Raw genomic sequence first — 13,070 nt, forward strand, 5'->3', positions numbered from 1 at the left:
TGAACACAGAGATTAGGAGATGTTGATAGGGTTGGAGGACCGCTTGAGAAGCAGAGAACAGAGCGCCTGGCAGCAGCCTCCAGCAGCCTGTCCAGGCTGCTGCCATGGTTCTACGTAGTGGACTCTTTTTCCTGAGAAGCTTTGTCACCGGGCGTGGAGAGCTGACTCCCAGTCTTTTGCTTCCCCTGAGCCGGCTCGGCCGCCTTCGCAACCAACTCAATGGCCACCATTTCCGCTGCGTCCCCGACTCGCCGCCTTGTTCTTACTATTCTGGTGTAGCCCCCGGGCCGATTCCTGAAACGGCCGGCGACATCGGCAAACAATTTGGCCACGACTGTCTTGCTTCTGAGGAAGCTCAAAGCGCGGCGCCGTGCGGGCAATGAGCCGTCCTTCCCGAGGCTGATCATGCGGTCGGTGAAGCCGCGAATCTCTTTGGCTTTCGCCTCGGTGGTCTCGATGCGTTCTCGTTCCAACAGCGAGGTAACCAGGCTTCTGAACAAGGCCCACCGGTGCTTCGTCTGACGGCCGAGTTGTCTTCCCTTTTTCTTGTGGCGCACGGTCGTTCCTTTCGCTCTTACTCGGGTTTGACCCCGCCGTCGCCGGACGGCAACGCTTCCACCTTCATTCCGAGGCTCAATCCCATTTCAGTAAGGATCTCTTTGATCTCATTGAGAGACTTCTTGCCGAAGTTCTTGGTCTTTAACATTTCCGTCTCTGTTTTCTGAACCAGATCCGCGATGGTCTTGATGTTGGCATTCTTCAGACAATTGGCCGCCCGAACGGACAATTCCAGTTCATTCACACTGCGATAAAGATTCTTGTTGACTTCATACGGCGTTTCTTCCACGCCGGATGCGGGCTTGGCATCGGCTCGCTCTTCAGGATTGATGAAGATATCGAGATGCTCACGCAGAATACTGGCCGCATTCGAAAGGGCGTCTCTCGGCGAAATCGTGCCGTCGGTCCAGATCTCCATCGTCAGCTTGTCATAATCCGTCATCCGGCCGACACGAGCATTTTCAACGTTGAAGTTCACGCGCTTGATCGGAGAAAACACCGAATCGATTGCGATAACGCCGATCGGAAGCCCCTCCTCTTTGTTTCGTTCGGCAGGGACATATCCGCGGCCATGCTTGACCATCATCTCCAAGTCCAGCGTCGCATCCTTGTCCAACGTCGCCAGATGGAGATCGGGAGTCAGAATGGTCACATCGCCATCATGCACAATGTCCGCCCCTTTCGCTTCTCCCGGTCCCTTCTTCTTCAGGCGGATCGTTTTCGGTTTGTCGCCCTGCAAAGCCAACCGAAGGCTTTTCACGTTTAGGATGATCGACGTGACGTCTTCCGTCACGCCGGGAATCGTGGAAAATTCGTGCAACACGCCTTCGATTTTTACGGTCGCCACCGCGGCGCCGGTTAGTGAGGATAGCAGCACACGGCGCAAGGAATTGCCGATGGTCGTGCCGAAACCACGCTCAAACGCCTCCGCAGTAAACCGGCCGAATGTTGGGGAAAGAGTGTCCTTATCGACTTCCACCCTCATCGGGGTCTGAAAGTCTTTCATCGCTTTGATCATGATTCCCCCTTCATTGTCACGTTGAACAAGTATGCCAGAGATATCGTTCGGATCTACTCATGTTAGTTATCTGGAATACAGTTCAACCACCATCTGTTCATTGACGGGCAACACAATCTGGTCCTTCGTGGGCAAGGACCGAACCGTGCCTTTGAACGCCCCTTTATCCAATTCAAGCCATTCGGGAATGCCGCGGCCGTCCACCGCCGCCAGTGCGGCCTGAACAGGGACCAATTCGCGGCTGCCGGAACGAACCTCTATGATGTCTCCGGCCTTGACCAAGGCTCCTGGTATACTCAGCTTTCTTCCATTGACCAGCAGATGCCCGTGATTGATGAGTTGGCGGGCCTCCTTGCGCGAGGCGCCGAATCCCAGACGATAGACCACGTTGTCCAAACGGGTCTCCAACAACCGCAGCAACGCTTCACCCGTCACCCCGGCTTGTCGTTCGGCCCTCTCAAAGATGCCTCGAAACTGTCGCTCCTGCACGCCATAGATCCGCCGCAGCTTTTGCTTTTCCCGCAACTGAAGGCTGTAATCCGATATTCTGGGACGAGCCTGCCCGTGTTGCCCCGGGGGATAGCTCCGGCGCTCGATCGCGCATTTCTCGGTCATGCACCGCGAGCCTTTCAAGAATAACTTCTCTCCTTCTCGTCGGCAGAGCCGACAGACAGGACCACGATATTTAGCCACTCTCGATTCCTCCCTTATGCGAAAAAGCGGGACCGAACCAGCGAAGTCTCGGCCTACTTCGGCCAACTGCAAGCCGTCTCTCTTTACACTCTCCTCCGTTTTGGAGGACGACAACCATTATGCGGAATGGGCGTGACGTCGCGAATCAGGTTGATGCGCAGACCGGCTCCCTGTAGCGAGCGGATGGCGGATTCACGACCTGCGCCGGGACCGTTAACATAGACGTCCACCTGCCGCATGCCATTCTCCATGGCTTTTCTTGCGGCGGCTTCTCCGGCCCGCTGTGCGGCAAACGGGGTGCTCTTCCGCGAGCCTTTGAATCCCTGATTGCCGGCGCTGGCCCATACCACGGTATTGCCGCTCATATCCGTGATTGTCACAATCGTGTTATTGAACGATGCCTGGATATGCGCGACACCGCTTTGGATGAGCTTGCGCTCCTTTTTTTTGCCCTTCTTGACGCTCATACGAAATTCTCCCTGATCCGCCGAATCTTGATGTCGATGCTATGCCGCGCCGGCAGGTCTTTTTGGCTTGCTTCCGACCCCGGACCGCCGTCCCTTTCTGGTCCTGGCGTTCGTTCTGGTCCGTTGACCTCGAACAGGCAAACCTTTGCGATGCCGTAAACCCCTGAACGTGCCGGTGTCCATCAAGCGCTTGATGTTCATCGAAACTTCTTTGCGCAGATCGCCTTCGACTTGACAATCATGCTCGATGACTTCCCGCAGCTTCACGATTTTGTCTTCGCTCAAGTCCTTGACCCGGATCGCCCCGTCCACGCCGGCTTTCTTTAGAATTTGCAGCGCAGAGGCCCGCCCGATGCCGTAAATGTACGTTAAACCGACATCGGTTCGCTTGTCTCGCGGCAGATCGACTCCAGCTATACGCGCCATATCAATTCCTCTTTCTTGGCCGCCCTTGCAAAACAGGCAATGCCGCTTTTTCGCACGCCCTTACCCCTGCCGCTGCTTATGGCGTGGGTTCGCACAAAGGACCCGCACCACGCCTCGCCGGCGCACGACTTTACATTTTGCACAAATGGGCTTCACCGATGATTTGACTTTCATGGGTATCTGTCCTCGATCATTTGAACCTATACGTGATTCGCCCTCGAGTCAGATCGTAGGGCGACAATTCCACGGTCACCTTGTCTCCGGGAAGAATCCGAATAAAATGCATGCGCATTTTTCCGGAAATGTGCGCCAATATCTTATGGCCGTTCTCCAATTCCACCCGGAACATGGCATTCGGCAGTGTTTCCGCCACCGTGCCGGTGACTTCTATGACATCTTCTTTTGGCACAAACCGGTCCACTCCTCTGAAATTTACAGGCCGGACAAGACCCTCGCCGGGCCTTTAGCCTGAATGGCAATCGTATGCTCGAAATGCGCGGAGAGGCTCCCGTCCTGCGTGACGGCGGTCCATCGGTCTTCCAAAATACGAACCGCGCTCTTTCCCGCATTGACCATGGGCTCAATTGCGAGCACCATCCCCGGCTGGAGCCGAGGGCCTTGCCCCGCCTTCCCATAATTCGGCACCTGCGGTTCTTCATGCAGTTGCCGCCCAATCCCGTGACCGACGAAATCAGTCACGACCGAAAAACCGGCGCCTTCGACATAGGCTTGCACAGCATGGGATATATCCGAGAGCCGGTTACCGACGACCGCCTGCTCAATTCCCAGCATCAGTGCGCGTTCCGTGGCCTCAATTAAACGCCTGGCCTCCGGGCTGACGGAGCCGACAGGGACGGTGATCGCCGAATCGCCGTAAAACCCGCCTACAATGGCTCCCAGATCCAGCCCGATAATATCTCCGTCCTTCAAACGCCGGGCGGAGGGAATCCCATGCACCACCTGGTCGTTGATCGACGCACAGAGCGTCTTTGGATAGTTTCGATATCCCTTGAAAGCCGGAATCGCACCGCGCGACCGAATCGATTCATCCGCCAGTTTATCCAAGTCGTCCGTCGAGACCCCCGCCTTCACTTCGTTCTTCAAAATCTCCAGCACTTCCGCCACAACCCTCGACGCCTTTGCCATGACTTCCACTTCCTCCGGCGTCTTGAACACAATCATGTCGCTCCATGCTCCGCCAACAGCCGCGTCAACCGTTCGTACACCACGTCCACGGAACCGGACCCATCGAGCGTGGACAGCAACCCCTGCTCGCGGTAATAGGCGATGAGCGGCGCCGTCTGATCTTCATAGACTTTCAGCCGGGCTTCAACAGTTTCCCGCTTGTCGTCGCTTCGTTGAACCAGCGCCTCTCCGCAGCGATCGCAAACCCCTGGTTTCGCGGGCGGAGCAAACTCTACATGAAATACGGCTTGGCACTTCGAACAACTCCGCCTGCCGCTTAAGCGACGTACGATATCCTCCCGCGGCACGTCAAAATTGACGACACGATCAAGCCCCAACCCGCACGTCGACAGTATTTTTCCAAGTTCTTCGGCCTGGACGACGGTTCTCGGAAAGCCGTCCAAAATGAAGCCCTTGGCGCAAACCGGTTGACCGATTTTATCCCGGACAATCCCGATAACGACCGTATCGGGCACCAATTGCCCTTTATCCATGCATTGCTTGGCTTCTAATCCCAGCGGTGTTTTATCTCGAACGGCTTCACGCAGAAGATCCCCGGTTGAAATCTTGGGACGGCGGAAATCCGTGGCCAGCCGGTCTGCCTGCGTCCCCTTACCAACGCCAGGGGCGCCTAAGAACACCACGCGCATGGCTATCACGAACTCCTTCCGCGCAACCGGCCCTTCGCCAGGAAACCCTCATAGTTTCGCATCAACATGTGCGATTCAATCTGCTGCGCCGTATCGAGTCCCACACCGATAACGATCAAGAGCGATGTGCCCCCGAAATAGAACGGCATATTCAGTTTATAGATCATGAATTCCGGGATGACACAGACGATGGCCAGATAAATGGCTCCGGCGAATGTAATGCGCGTCAGAACCGTATAGATATAATCGGAGGTCCGCTGGCCTGGCCTAATCCCAGGAATGAAGCCGCCATACTTCTTCATATTATCCGCCATATCCACCGGGTTCAGCACCACCGCGGTATAGAAAAAGCAGAAAAAAATGATCAGGCCGACGTACAAGAGCGTATACAGAATCGAGCCAGGCGCCAATTGATCTCCGATTGCCTTGACCCACGGCGTTTCAAAAAACCCCGTAATCGTCGCGGGAAACGCAATAATAGAAGAGGCGAAAATCGGCGGAATCACTCCCGCCGTGTTGATCTTCAAAGGGATATGGGTACTCTGCCCGCCGTAGACCCGCCTTCCGATTACGCGTTTTGCATACTGAACCGGCACCTTCCGCCTGCCGCTTTCTAAAAACACGATGGCCGCAACGACGGCCAGCATCACGATGGTCAGAACGGCCAAAAGCAGGAAGCTGATTTGGCCGAGTTTATACAGGTCAAACGTCTGGACCACGGCGCTCGGCAACCGCGCCACGATACCAGCAAAGATGATCAAAGAAATGCCGTTGCCGATGCCTCGCTCGGTAATCTGCTCGCCGAGCCACATCAAAAATCCCGTGCCGGCGCAAAGCGTGATTACCGTCATGAATCGGAACCCCCAGCCGGATGCCAGAACGAATGCGCCGTTATTCATCTGCTCCAGTCCAACGGCGATACCGAAGCCCTGGACGAGCGCAATACCGATGGTGCCGATTCTCGTATATTTGATGATGGTCTTACGCCCGCGCTCACCCTCCTTCGCCAGCTTCGACAAATGGGGTATCACAACCGTCAGTAGCTGCAAGATGATCGACGCGCTGATGTACGGCATAATGCCCAGCGCAAAGATGGTCAATCGGGAAAGCGATCCTCCTGAAAAAATATCCAAAAACCCAAGAAGCGCCCCTCCTTGCTTCTGAAGAAAGTCCGCCAGCGCTTCTCCGTTGATTCCGGGGGTCGGAATATGAGCGCCGACGCGATAGACGACCAGCATCCCGAGGGTAAAGAGAATGCGAGTCCGCAACTCGGGGATTTTGAAGATGTTCTGAAAACTGGTCAGGAGTCGCTCAAACACCGCGAATGACCTCGGCTCTCCCCCCAGCTGCTTGGATTTTCGACTCAGCCGATTTACTGAACTTATGGGCGTGAACAACCATCGGTCGCGCGAGGTCGCCGAGTCCAAGGACTTTTATTAATTGCCCTTTTCGTTTGACGAGGCCTTCCTTAGCCAGAAACTCAGGCGTGATCGCGTCGGTCGTTTCCAACTCCGCCAACGTCTTGATATTTACAATGGCATATTCGGTCCGGAACGGATTCCTGAATCCATACTTCGGCAGGCGGCGGATCAGTGGCATTTGACCACCCTCGAAGCCGGGACGTTTTCCTCCCCCGGACCTCGCGAGCAAGCCTTTATGCCCCTTCGTCGCGGTCTTGCCGTGACCGGACCCGGGACCGCGCCCGATTCGTTTTGGACGACGCTTGGCCCCGCGAGAGGGCGCTAACTCATGCAGCTTCATTGCACGTTCACCTCAAGAAGATATCCCACCTTGCGAATCATCCCTTTCACCTGATCGGTATCGGGCCGCACGACGGTCTGGTGCATGCGACGCAATCCCAACCCCCGAAGAACCAATCGATGCCGAACGGGCGTCCCGATCGGACTCCGCTTCAGTGTGATCCGCAATCCTTTAGTTGTTTCAGTTCTTGTCTGCGCGCTCATCCGACTTGCACCTGTGCATGAAGTGGGTTGTCACGAACCGTCCGACGCAAGTGCATTACTTCGCTCGGGTCTCGCAGCTGGCCGAGACCGTCCAGCGTGGCCCGAACCGTATTAAAGGGATTTCCACGTCCAAGCGTCTTGGCGATGATATTGCGGGCGCCGACTAACTCCACCACGGCGCGGACCGCTCCACCCGCGATGATCCCCGTTCCTTCGGCCGCCGGTTTGAGCAACACATGTTCCGCCCCGAATAATCCATGAACTTCATGGGGAATGGTGCCTTCCTTGAGCGGAACGTGGACCAGATGTTTCTTTGCTTGTTCGACGGCTTTCGAAATGGCGACGGGCACCTCTGCAGCCTTGCCCTTTCCAACGCCGACCCAGCCCTGCCCGTCTCCCACGACGACAAGCGCACAAAAATTAAACCGCTTGCCGCCTTTGACGACTTTGGCAACCCGGTTAATGAATACGACCTTATCCTTGAGGCTGAGTTCGTCAGGATTTACTCGCACGCGATCCGTCTCCTTCTTGCGATAATTTCGAACGACCGTTCGACATCGTGTCGTACAGCATGCGATGTCCGGTGGTCATTTCGCATACCGCTGAGCTAGAATTGCAGTCCACCCTCTCGGGATGCATCGGCCAACGCTTTAATACGGCCGTGATAGAGACGTCCCCCTCGATCAAAGACGACGGCCGCAATCTTCGCAGTCTTGGCTCGCTCGGCAAGCAGCTTACCCACCGCCTTGGCCGCCGCCACGCTGCCGGTCGATTTCAGTGTCGACCGCACGTCGGCATCAAGCGTAGAGGCCGCGGCCAGCGTGTGCCCACGAAGGTCGTCGATGATCTGCGCATAAATATGCGACCGACTGCGGAACACATTGAGTCGGGGTCGATCGCCGGTCCCGAAGATATTTTTTCGAACTCGCCGCTTCCGGCGCTCTAAATGCCGATTTTTTTCTTGAATATTCATGGGCAGTTTCTACTTCCCGGTCTTTCCTTCTTTTTTCCGGAGGACTTCCCCGACGTACCGAATGCCCTTTTGCTTGTAAACATCTGGCGGCTTGATCCCTCTGATATTGGCGGCAACCTGTCCGACCAGACGCTTATCGGTGCCACGTACGGTGAGCATCGTCTGCTTATCGACCTTGACTTCTATGCCGGTCGGAACCGCGTAGGTAACCGGATTGATATACCCGACGTTAAAGCTCAAGACCTTGCCCTGGAGCGCCGCCTTGTAGCCGACGCCGGTAATCTCAAGGGCCTTCTCGTACCCTTTCGTCACACCGACGATCATGTTGCTGAGCTCGGCTCGAGCCAACCCGTGCAGGGCTCTGATTTTCCTATCATCTGTGGCCCGATTGACCTGGACCTGACCATTGTTGACCGCCACTGCGAGCCCATCAGCGACCGGCCAGTCTAATTGACCCATAGGCCCCTTCACGGAGACCTTTTTTCCCGTAACTTTGACTTCTACTCCGCCTGGCACCGCGATTGGTTTACGTCCTATTCTTGACATGACATACCCATAAGCGCTTCACCGACATCGTTGAGAATAACAACCATCACAGAAAGACGATTTTCTTACCACACGGAGCAAAGCACTTCCCCCCCCATGCCGGCCCGCCTGGATTCCGAATCCGTCATAAGCCCCTTGGAAGTAGACAAAATGGCGAGTCCAATCCCGTTGCGCACCTTTGGAATATCGCCGGTTCCGACGTAGACTCGCCGGCCGGGCTTGCTGATCCGCCTCGTGCCTGTAATCATCGGCTGATCTTGATTGACATAGCGCAGCTCGATCTTGAAAGCAGGATGACGATCCATGGAGACCTCTTCGATGCCCAGAATGTACCCCTCCCTCTGAAGGATCTCCAACATTTGTCGCTTCAGCTTGGACGCCGGCACATGAACCGTGTCATGGCGCCTTCTTGCTCCGTTTCCCAACCGAACCAATAGATCCGCAATTGGATCAGTAATCATAGTTTCCTCTTCACTCGATGCACCTGCAGTTTGTCGTGACTTCCGCTACCAGCTTGCCTTCCGAACGCCCGGAATCTCTCCGCGCAAGCTCAACAAGCGGAAACAGATTCTGCACATGCGGAACCGCCTCAGGAATCCCCGCACTCGACCGCAGAGCGGGCAACGATGATACGCCTGCGTGGGGAATTTCGTTTTGGCCGCTGCCTTGTTTCTAAGAGCCAATCGTGACACTAGTTCATCTCCTTGCGCATGGACCTGGCCGTCTTCCTAACCTTCCGGGCTTTTTAGTCGGGAAAGCGTTCTACGCCCTGAACGGCATCCCAAGGTGCTTGAGCAATGCCTTACCCTCATCATTCGTTCGCGCCGTCGTAACGATCGTAATATCCATTCCATGTATGGAAGCCACGCTGTCATACTGAATTTCCGGAAAAATCAGTTGTTCCTTCAAGCCCAGCGTATAGTTCCCTCTCCCGTCGAAGGCTTTCGGCGAGACTCCTCGAAAATCTCTGATCCTGGGCAGAGCGATCGTCACCAAACGGTCAAAAAACTCATACATGCGTCGGTTGCGCAGGGTCACTTTGGCCCCGATCGGCATCCCCTGCCTCAGCTTGAATCCCGCGATCGCTTTCTTCGCCTTCGTCACGATCGGCTTTTGACCGGTGATGACACCGAGCTCCGTGGCTGCGCTTTCAAGCAGCTTGACGTTTTGAATCGCCTCTCCCATGCCGACGTTCAGTACGATACGATCGAGTCGAGGTACCTGCATCGGATTTTGCAGGCTGAATTCCTTCATCAAGGCAGGCACCACGCGGTCTCGATAGAGATCCCGCAACCGCGGCACAAACTTCGATTCGCTGACCGACTCCTCAGTCACGGGAGCCGGAGCCGGGGCTTCTTTTCTTCCGCCTCCACTTCGTTCAGGGGCCTTGCCGCCTTTTCCCTTCTCAACCTTAGCCATCAACCTGCTCCTTACCTTGCCTACTCAACGCCTTCTTTGGATTTCTTGCTGATCCTGGTGCGCCGGCCGTCATCATGTCGCTGGAGGCCGAGCCTCGTGGGCTTTCTGGTGACGGGACAGAGAAACATCACGTTGGAAATGGCGATCGGCGCTTCCCGTTCCAGAATCCCCCCCTGGCGGACCTTCTGATTCGGCTTCGTATGCCGCTTGATCATATTGAGCTTCTCAACCGTAATTTTTCCGTCAGCCAGATCAACGGAGAGCACCTTTCCCGACTTCCCCCGTTCCTTCCCTGCAATAACCACTACGGTATCGCCTTTCCGGATCTTGCTTTTCTTCAATGCCTGTGCCGACACAGTGTCCCCCTCGTACCTACAGAACTTCAGGAGCAAGTGAGATAATCTTCATGAATTTTTTCCAGCGGAGTTCCCGTGCAACCGGGCCGAAAATACGCGTTCCGATCGGCTCTCCCTGCGCATTGATTAAAACGCAGGCATTCCGATCAAACTTGATGTATGACCCGTCGTCCCGGCGGACTTCCTTCGTCGTACGGACGATCACGGCCCGGCTCACATCACCCTTCTTGACGCTCGCCTGAGGAATGGCTTCCTTGACAGTCACCACGACAATATCCCCGAGTGACCCATACCGACGCCTAGACCCCCCGAGCACGTGGAAGCACATCACCTGCTTCGCGCCCGAGTTGTCGGCTACATCCATGTACGAATAATTCTGAATCATGTCTCTTCGCTATCCAAAATGGTGAACCCAACTCCGGTGAGGCCGGCCGGAACCTTACGCCTCCGACTGTCCCTTTTGCATGATCTGAACGACGCGCCAATTCTTGCTTTTGCTGATAGGGCGGGTTTCAATCAATTTCACCCGATCCCCGACCTTGCAGACATTGCCCTCATCGTGGGCCTTGAGCTTCGTTACCCGTCGCAAGACCTTCTTATAGATCGGATGGATCATCGACCGCTCGACCACCACCACGACGGTTTTATTCATTTTGTTGCTGATGACATTTCCGAACCACTCCCGGCGTCTGATCGTCCCTTGTGCCATGCGTCCTCTTTGCGTTAAGCCTTCGGCGTTGAACCTTCGCGCGTCTTTGCCAGCTGCCGCATGACGGTCTTGACTCGCGCAATATCGCGTTTCGTTTTCCTGATATGCATGGGGTTCTCCAGACGGCCGGTGCCCATCTGAAACCGAAAATTAAAGAGCTCCTGTTGGAGTTGCTTTTGTTTTTCAGCCAACTCCTCCGCCGTGAGATGTGAAAGTTCTTTCAAGTCGATTTCCATCGCACTTCGCCGTAACGGCGCCTCCGCTTAAAATTGTCCCCGCGTGACAAACTTGGTCGCGATAGGAAGCTTGTGCGCCGCCAACCGTAACGCCTCTTCCGCCGTCTGCGGCGTCACACCATCCATCTCATACAGAATACGTCCCGGCTTGACCACCGCCACCCAGTATTCGGGATTTCCCTTCCCTTTTCCCATTCGCGTTTCGGCTGGCTTTTTGGTGATCGGCTTATCGGGGAATATCCTGGTCCAGACCTGGCCACCCCGCTTGACGAAGCGGGTGATGGCGATCCGCGCCGCTTCAATCTGCCGGCTGGTCACCCAGCCCGGCTCCAACGCCTTCAGCCCGAATTCACCCAGAGTGATCGCCCCGCCGCGATAGGCCTTGCCTCGCATCCGGCCCTTTTGCATTTTCCTGAACTTGACCTTTTTAGGCGCTAACACGTTTCACCTTCCTACACAATCCGGCGATCGAGCGCGGCATCCGGCCGCAATTGCTGAACAGGCAACAGCTCGCCCTTATAAATCCATGTCTTGACGCCGATCTGGCCCATTGTCGTATGCGCCTCGGCAAACCCAAAGTCGACTTCGGCTCGTAATGTATGCAGAGGCACCCGGCCTTCGCGATACCATTCGGTCCGCGCAATTTCCGCGCCCCCAAGCCTTCCCGCCACCATAATTTTGATGCCTTGTGCGCCGAGGCGAAGAGCCGACTGGACGCTCCGCTTCATGGCGCGTCGAAACGCGACCCGCTTTTCCAATTGCGTTGCGACATTCTCGCTGACCAGCTGGGCATCGAGTTCCGGCTTCTTGATCTCCTTCACCGTAATGTACACCTGCCCCGAATACTCCTTCTCAAGAGCCGCCTTCAGCTTGTCGACCTCCGCGCCCTTGCGGCCGATAATGATGCCCGGCCTGGCCGTATGGATAATGACCCGAGTTTGATCGCCGGACCGCTCAATTTCGACCTTGGCCACCCCGGCATGATACAGGCGCTGCTTCACCGTTTTTCGGATCTTGATATCCTGATGAAGGAGCTTGGCGTACTCCTTATCCGCATACCAGCGTGAACTCCACGTGTAGTTATAGCCGATGCGATACCCAATCGGATGTGTTTTCTGCCCCATAGGCGAATGACCTCAACGAATGAAGAATAAATTACTTCGATTTTCCGGCATCCGGAGAAGCCACCACAATGGTGATATGGCTCGTCCGCTTGTGAATCGAGTTGGCACGTCCCATTGATCGGGCGCGAAAACGCTTGTGGATCGGCCCGCAGTTGACGATAGCCGATGATATCCACATATCTTCACTATCGCCCATCTCTTTCTGTTCCGCATTCGCCACGGCCGATCGCAGAAGTTTTTCGACAACTTTCGCGGCATGCCTTGGAGTATGTTTCAACATAGCGATGGCCTGAGGCACCTGCTGACCACGAATCATATCCACGACGACACGCGCCTTTCGTGGTGCCACCCTGACGAACCGAAGTATGGCCCTAGCCTCTCCCATGCTCATTCCTCATTTCCAATAATGCCGCGAGACGGCTCTCCTCGTCTCAATTCAACAGGTCATCATCACTTCAGCGCGACAGCCTTCTCCGTCTTTGCCTGTCCATGGCCCTTAAAGAACCTGGTGGGCGAAAACTCTCCGAGCTTATGCCCCACCATATTCTCCGTGACAAACACCGGAATGAATTTTTTCCCGTTATGCACCGCGACAGTATGCCCGATCATATCCGGCACCACGGTCGAGCGACGCGACCAGGTCTTGATGATCTTGCGATCCTTCGTTTGATTCATTTGGTCGACTTTTTTCAGCAAATGCGCATCAACGAACGGACCCTTAGATACTGAACGGGGCATGACTCCCT

The 13,070-nt window shown here is 55.5% G+C and carries 26 protein-coding genes; all 26 read right to left on the reverse strand.

Annotated elements, in window-relative coordinates:
- Positions 1–110: 110 nt before the first annotated feature.
- Positions 111–557 (reverse strand): 50S ribosomal protein L17, encoded by a 447-nt coding sequence (gene rplQ, locus ACWGXE_RS15695; protein WP_447598858.1) that lies wholly within the window; start codon positions 555–557, stop codon positions 111–113.
- 17 nt (positions 558–574) lie between these two features.
- On the reverse strand, positions 575–1,576 hold the full coding sequence (locus ACWGXE_RS15700; RefSeq protein WP_447598860.1) for a DNA-directed RNA polymerase subunit alpha: 1,002 nt from the start codon (positions 1,574–1,576) through the stop codon (positions 575–577).
- Between the two features lie 66 nt (positions 1,577–1,642).
- Positions 1,643–2,269 (reverse strand): 30S ribosomal protein S4, encoded by a 627-nt coding sequence (gene rpsD, locus ACWGXE_RS15705; protein WP_447598862.1) that lies wholly within the window; start codon positions 2,267–2,269, stop codon positions 1,643–1,645.
- A gap of 83 nt (positions 2,270–2,352) precedes the next feature.
- Positions 2,353–2,736 carry a 30S ribosomal protein S11 gene (gene rpsK / locus ACWGXE_RS15710; protein ID WP_447598864.1) on the reverse strand — a complete coding sequence of 128 codons (384 nt, stop codon included), beginning with the start codon at positions 2,734–2,736 and terminating at the stop codon, positions 2,353–2,355.
- 39 nt (positions 2,737–2,775) lie between these two features.
- Positions 2,776–3,162: a 30S ribosomal protein S13 gene (gene rpsM, locus ACWGXE_RS15715; RefSeq protein ID WP_447598866.1), complete on the reverse strand. Its 387-nt coding sequence runs from the start codon at positions 3,160–3,162 to the stop codon at positions 2,776–2,778.
- A 60-nt stretch (positions 3,163–3,222) separates the two neighbouring features.
- Positions 3,223–3,336 (reverse strand): 50S ribosomal protein L36, encoded by a 114-nt coding sequence (rpmJ, locus tag ACWGXE_RS15720; protein ID WP_080878354.1) that lies wholly within the window; start codon positions 3,334–3,336, stop codon positions 3,223–3,225.
- A gap of 16 nt (positions 3,337–3,352) precedes the next feature.
- On the reverse strand, positions 3,353–3,571 hold the full coding sequence (infA, locus tag ACWGXE_RS15725) for a translation initiation factor IF-1 (protein ID WP_447598869.1): 219 nt from the start codon (positions 3,569–3,571) through the stop codon (positions 3,353–3,355).
- Between the two features lie 23 nt (positions 3,572–3,594).
- Positions 3,595–4,344 (reverse strand): type I methionyl aminopeptidase, encoded by a 750-nt coding sequence (gene map, locus ACWGXE_RS15730; protein WP_447598871.1) that lies wholly within the window; start codon positions 4,342–4,344, stop codon positions 3,595–3,597.
- Positions 4,341–4,997: an adenylate kinase gene (locus ACWGXE_RS15735; RefSeq protein WP_447598873.1), complete on the reverse strand. Its 657-nt coding sequence runs from the start codon at positions 4,995–4,997 to the stop codon at positions 4,341–4,343. The genes map and ACWGXE_RS15735 overlap by 4 nt, the downstream gene beginning before the upstream one ends.
- A gap of 5 nt (positions 4,998–5,002) precedes the next feature.
- Positions 5,003–6,316: a preprotein translocase subunit SecY gene (gene secY, locus ACWGXE_RS15740; protein WP_447598875.1), complete on the reverse strand. Its 1,314-nt coding sequence runs from the start codon at positions 6,314–6,316 to the stop codon at positions 5,003–5,005.
- Complete coding sequence (gene rplO, locus ACWGXE_RS15745; protein ID WP_447598876.1) at positions 6,309–6,758, reverse strand: 50S ribosomal protein L15; 450 nt, start codon at positions 6,756–6,758, stop codon at positions 6,309–6,311. The genes secY and rplO overlap by 8 nt, the downstream gene beginning before the upstream one ends.
- Complete coding sequence (rpmD, locus tag ACWGXE_RS15750) at positions 6,755–6,961, reverse strand: 50S ribosomal protein L30 (RefSeq protein WP_447598878.1); 207 nt, start codon at positions 6,959–6,961, stop codon at positions 6,755–6,757. The genes rplO and rpmD overlap by 4 nt, the downstream gene beginning before the upstream one ends.
- Entirely contained in the window at positions 6,958–7,473 is a 516-nt protein-coding gene (gene rpsE, locus ACWGXE_RS15755; protein ID WP_447598880.1) for a 30S ribosomal protein S5, read from the reverse strand. The genes rpmD and rpsE overlap by 4 nt, the downstream gene beginning before the upstream one ends.
- Positions 7,474–7,568: 95 nt before the next feature.
- Positions 7,569–7,934: a 50S ribosomal protein L18 gene (gene rplR, locus ACWGXE_RS15760; protein WP_447598882.1), complete on the reverse strand. Its 366-nt coding sequence runs from the start codon at positions 7,932–7,934 to the stop codon at positions 7,569–7,571.
- Between the two features lie 9 nt (positions 7,935–7,943).
- Positions 7,944–8,480, reverse strand: coding sequence for a 50S ribosomal protein L6 (gene rplF, locus ACWGXE_RS15765; protein ID WP_447598884.1), 537 nt, complete (start codon positions 8,478–8,480; stop codon positions 7,944–7,946).
- Between the two features lie 65 nt (positions 8,481–8,545).
- A complete protein-coding gene (gene rpsH, locus ACWGXE_RS15770; RefSeq protein WP_447598886.1) occupies positions 8,546–8,941 on the reverse strand; it encodes a 30S ribosomal protein S8 in 396 nt (131 codons plus the stop codon).
- Positions 8,942–8,986: 45 nt separating this feature from the next.
- Complete coding sequence (locus tag ACWGXE_RS15775; RefSeq protein WP_447598888.1) at positions 8,987–9,172, reverse strand: type Z 30S ribosomal protein S14; 186 nt, start codon at positions 9,170–9,172, stop codon at positions 8,987–8,989.
- A gap of 70 nt (positions 9,173–9,242) precedes the next feature.
- Positions 9,243–9,782, reverse strand: coding sequence for a 50S ribosomal protein L5 (gene rplE / locus ACWGXE_RS15780; RefSeq protein WP_447603759.1), 540 nt, complete (start codon positions 9,780–9,782; stop codon positions 9,243–9,245).
- A gap of 137 nt (positions 9,783–9,919) precedes the next feature.
- Positions 9,920–10,255: a 50S ribosomal protein L24 gene (gene rplX / locus ACWGXE_RS15785; protein WP_447598890.1), complete on the reverse strand. Its 336-nt coding sequence runs from the start codon at positions 10,253–10,255 to the stop codon at positions 9,920–9,922.
- A gap of 16 nt (positions 10,256–10,271) precedes the next feature.
- Complete coding sequence (gene rplN, locus ACWGXE_RS15790) at positions 10,272–10,640, reverse strand: 50S ribosomal protein L14 (RefSeq protein ID WP_447598892.1); 369 nt, start codon at positions 10,638–10,640, stop codon at positions 10,272–10,274.
- 54 nt (positions 10,641–10,694) lie between these two features.
- Entirely contained in the window at positions 10,695–10,964 is a 270-nt protein-coding gene (gene rpsQ, locus ACWGXE_RS15795; RefSeq protein WP_447598894.1) for a 30S ribosomal protein S17, read from the reverse strand.
- 14 nt (positions 10,965–10,978) lie between these two features.
- Positions 10,979–11,200: a 50S ribosomal protein L29 gene (gene rpmC / locus ACWGXE_RS15800; protein WP_447598895.1), complete on the reverse strand. Its 222-nt coding sequence runs from the start codon at positions 11,198–11,200 to the stop codon at positions 10,979–10,981.
- Between the two features lie 27 nt (positions 11,201–11,227).
- On the reverse strand, positions 11,228–11,641 hold the full coding sequence (gene rplP, locus ACWGXE_RS15805) for a 50S ribosomal protein L16 (protein ID WP_447598897.1): 414 nt from the start codon (positions 11,639–11,641) through the stop codon (positions 11,228–11,230).
- Positions 11,642–11,652: 11 nt separating this feature from the next.
- On the reverse strand, positions 11,653–12,324 hold the full coding sequence (gene rpsC / locus ACWGXE_RS15810) for a 30S ribosomal protein S3 (RefSeq protein WP_447598899.1): 672 nt from the start codon (positions 12,322–12,324) through the stop codon (positions 11,653–11,655).
- 31 nt (positions 12,325–12,355) lie between these two features.
- A complete protein-coding gene (gene rplV / locus ACWGXE_RS15815; RefSeq protein WP_447598901.1) occupies positions 12,356–12,709 on the reverse strand; it encodes a 50S ribosomal protein L22 in 354 nt (117 codons plus the stop codon).
- Positions 12,710–12,774: 65 nt separating this feature from the next.
- Complete coding sequence (gene rpsS, locus ACWGXE_RS15820) at positions 12,775–13,062, reverse strand: 30S ribosomal protein S19 (RefSeq protein ID WP_447598903.1); 288 nt, start codon at positions 13,060–13,062, stop codon at positions 12,775–12,777.
- Positions 13,063–13,070: the final 8 nt, after the last annotated feature.

This window comes from Nitrospira sp. Nam80, from assembly GCF_965152575.1.

Excerpts from the sequence above, each read along its gene's own strand:
- ACWGXE_RS15700 (WP_447598860.1), bottom strand. The coding sequence starts at position 1,576 with ATGATCAAAGCGATGAAAGACTTTCAGACCCCGATGAGGGTGGAAGTC.
- rpsK (WP_447598864.1), bottom strand. The coding sequence starts at position 2,736 with ATGAGCGTCAAGAAGGGCAAAAAAAAGGAGCGCAAGCTCATCCAAAGC.
- rpsM (WP_447598866.1), bottom strand. The coding sequence starts at position 3,162 with ATGGCGCGTATAGCTGGAGTCGATCTGCCGCGAGACAAGCGAACCGAT.
- rpmJ (WP_080878354.1), bottom strand. The coding sequence starts at position 3,336 with ATGAAAGTCAAATCATCGGTGAAGCCCATTTGTGCAAAATGTAAAGTC.
- map (WP_447598871.1), bottom strand. The coding sequence starts at position 4,344 with ATGATTGTGTTCAAGACGCCGGAGGAAGTGGAAGTCATGGCAAAGGCG.
- ACWGXE_RS15735 (WP_447598873.1), bottom strand. The coding sequence starts at position 4,997 with ATGCGCGTGGTGTTCTTAGGCGCCCCTGGCGTTGGTAAGGGGACGCAG.
- rplO (WP_447598876.1), bottom strand. The coding sequence starts at position 6,758 with ATGAAGCTGCATGAGTTAGCGCCCTCTCGCGGGGCCAAGCGTCGTCCA.
- rpmD (WP_447598878.1), bottom strand. The coding sequence starts at position 6,961 with ATGAGCGCGCAGACAAGAACTGAAACAACTAAAGGATTGCGGATCACA.
- rplR (WP_447598882.1), bottom strand. The coding sequence starts at position 7,934 with ATGAATATTCAAGAAAAAAATCGGCATTTAGAGCGCCGGAAGCGGCGA.
- rplF (WP_447598884.1), bottom strand. The coding sequence starts at position 8,480 with ATGTCAAGAATAGGACGTAAACCAATCGCGGTGCCAGGCGGAGTAGAA.
- rpsH (WP_447598886.1), bottom strand. The coding sequence starts at position 8,941 with ATGATTACTGATCCAATTGCGGATCTATTGGTTCGGTTGGGAAACGGA.
- rplN (WP_447598892.1), bottom strand. The coding sequence starts at position 10,640 with ATGATTCAGAATTATTCGTACATGGATGTAGCCGACAACTCGGGCGCG.
- rpsQ (WP_447598894.1), bottom strand. The coding sequence starts at position 10,964 with ATGGCACAAGGGACGATCAGACGCCGGGAGTGGTTCGGAAATGTCATC.
- rpmC (WP_447598895.1), bottom strand. The coding sequence starts at position 11,200 with ATGGAAATCGACTTGAAAGAACTTTCACATCTCACGGCGGAGGAGTTG.
- rpsC (WP_447598899.1), bottom strand. The coding sequence starts at position 12,324 with ATGGGGCAGAAAACACATCCGATTGGGTATCGCATCGGCTATAACTAC.
- rplV (WP_447598901.1), bottom strand. The coding sequence starts at position 12,709 with ATGGGAGAGGCTAGGGCCATACTTCGGTTCGTCAGGGTGGCACCACGA.
- rpsS (WP_447598903.1), bottom strand. The coding sequence starts at position 13,062 with ATGCCCCGTTCAGTATCTAAGGGTCCGTTCGTTGATGCGCATTTGCTG.